Source organism: Streptomyces sp. NPDC058964 (assembly GCF_042741275.1).
In the GTDB taxonomy this organism is placed as follows: domain Bacteria; phylum Actinomycetota; class Actinomycetes; order Streptomycetales; family Streptomycetaceae; genus Streptomyces.
In genome coordinates this window covers 1-1,401 of record NZ_JBHYKH010000967.1, presented here as the reverse complement: position 1 = coordinate 1,401, position 1,401 = coordinate 1, and the positions used below count along the sequence as shown (strand labels likewise).

1 protein-coding gene is annotated in these 1,401 nt (G+C 69.6%); it reads left to right on the top strand.

All coding sequences use genetic code 11. The features are described 5' to 3' along the window. Positions 1–180: 180 nt before the first annotated feature. Positions 181–1,305: a PP2C family protein-serine/threonine phosphatase gene (locus tag ACFW2E_RS46885; protein WP_384478281.1), complete on the top strand. Its 1,125-nt coding sequence runs from the start codon at positions 181–183 to the stop codon at positions 1,303–1,305. The last annotated feature ends 96 nt before the right edge of the window (positions 1,306–1,401 follow it).

Here is a 1,401-nt window from a genome sequence, read left to right as displayed (position 1 = left end):
TGCCCTTTGTAGCACTCGTGAATCGGTGCCACATCTGAGGATCTTCCCGCCGCACCCGTCGGAGCTCTCGTTGCGGCACTCCCTCCGTGGCGCTCCCCGGTCGGCTGATCGCCGCGGGCGAAGCGGACGCGCTGCCGGAGATCGATGCCCGCTTTAGCCGATATGATGCATTTTGTGATCATGTCCGGGCGGCTGCGGCTCCGTCGTCCCCCCTACGGCGGCCGGTGGGAATTTGCCCGGGTCTCGCCGGTGATCCTGACCGTCCTGGTCGCGGGGCTGGCGTTCTCCACGCCGAGGGAGATCGCCATCAGCCGGCTGTTGCCCGCCGCGCCCGCCCTTGCCGCCGCGATGTGGCCCGTGATCCCCACGATCCTGCTGGGCACCTTCTGCCTGCTGGTCATGATCGGCCTCAGCTTCGTCTACTCGGACCTGGGGACGCAGTACACGGCGGCCGCGATCGTCGCGGTCACCCTGGCGGCCGCGTACGCGAGCCATGTCCGACTCCAGCGGGAGGAGATCCTGCTCCAGGTCCGGCTCGTCGCCGACGCCGCCCAGCGCGTGCTGCTGCGCCCCCTGCCGCGGCGTATCGAGAACGTGGAGATCGAGTCGCTGTATCTGGCGGCCCAGGAGCAGGCCCGGATCGGCGGAGACTTCTACGAGGCGGCCGCTACGCCGTACGGGGTCCGGCTCCTCATCGGCGACGTCCGGGGCAAGGGCCTGTCCGCGGTGGGGGCGGCCTCCGCGGTGATCAGCTGCTTCCGTGAGGCCGCGCACGACGAGCCCGACCTGACGGGCATCATCCACCGTCTGGAGACCAGCATCGCCCGCCACAGCGCCGCGTTCCCGGGCCAGGACCTGCCGGAGCGCTTCGCCACCGCGCTCATCGCCGAGATCCCGCCCGACGGGGGCCACGTCAGACTTCTCAACTGCGGACACCCCCCGCCCCTGCTCGTGCACCGCGGGAAGATGAGCGTCCTGGAACCCACCGCACCCTCGCCGCCCCTCAACCTGGCGGCACTCATCGGGGATCACTACTACGTCGACACCGTCGCCTTCACCCCGGGCGATCATCTGCTGCTCTACACGGACGGCGTATCGGAGACCCGGGACCGCAGCGGCGAGTTCTTCCCGCTTCCGGACTGGATGGAGCAGCAGTGCCCGGAACCGCCCCGCGAGCTGCTCGACCGGCTGCACCGGGACCTGCTCCACTACAGCGGCGGACGGCTCGAGGACGACATCGCGGCCCTTGCGGTGCGATACCCCAACGCCCAGGCGTGCGAGTACGAGTACCCGGCCCAGGCCTAGGCCCAATGCCGGTGACTTAGATGTCCTGCGTTCGTTGGTTGTGGTGTGGCGAGGGTGGGGCAGGTCAAGTCGCCTGCGGGTGAGCGTTTGTCGGAC

What these genes read in the sequence shown, in the direction of transcription:
- ACFW2E_RS46885 (WP_384478281.1), top strand. Translation starts at nt 181, where the DNA reads ATGTCCGGGCGGCTGCGGCTCCGTCGTCCCCCCTACGGCGGCCGGTGG.